Here is a 665-nt window from a genome sequence, read left to right as displayed (position 1 = left end):
TTATTCTCTGAGGGTGCATTAAGAGACCTTTCTGGCAATAGTATTAGTGAATTATTTGATAATGCCACTTGGAATTTCAAGTTGAAAGACATTGATAATACTGGTCCAGTGATTAGCTCTCTTTCTCCAGTTGACGGAGGAATACAATCTGGCCGTGAGAGTACTTTAACGGTTGTTTTTGATGAGCCGATAGTAAAAGGAGTTGGCGTTGTTAAGTTTTCTAATTCGTTAGAAACTGTGACAGAAATTAACATAGGGAGTAGTCTTGTCAAAATAGATGGTAATGCGCTGACAATCCGTTTGGATAATAAGCTTTCATACGACTTTGGGTATTCAGTGGTTTTGACTGAAAATGCAGTAACTGATGTGTCGGGTAATCCGATTGGTGATTTGTTTAATTCAGATACTTGGAACTTTGATTTAGTGGACGGGAGCTCTGGGCCGAGTATAGTGAAATTATCTCCTGAGGATGGTGGGGTTCTTTTTTCTGGAAGCAACATAACAATTGACTTCAATGAGCGTGTTAGCCAATCGAGTGGTTCGGTACGTATCTATAGAAAGCGAGATATGCTCTTATTGCAGCGCCTTGATGTCTCAGAGTTTAGTTACTTTGACGGTCGCCAGTTGAGCTATAAGCCATCCAGAGAATTACCAGAGGGTGAGGA

General features: G+C 40.5%; 1 protein-coding gene. It reads left to right on the top strand.

Annotated features, from left to right (window positions below):
- Nucleotides 1-665, top strand: a 665-nt coding sequence (locus tag JXQ92_RS18625; protein ID WP_421988157.1) for an Ig-like domain-containing protein, incomplete at both ends; no start/stop codon positions are given.

Source organism: Roseivirga sp., assembly GCF_049099775.1.
Taxonomy (GTDB): domain Bacteria; phylum Bacteroidota; class Bacteroidia; order Cytophagales; family Cyclobacteriaceae; genus Roseivirga.
The sequence above is the reverse complement of the archived record's forward strand: the minus strand, read 5'-3'. Positions and strand labels throughout refer to the sequence as shown.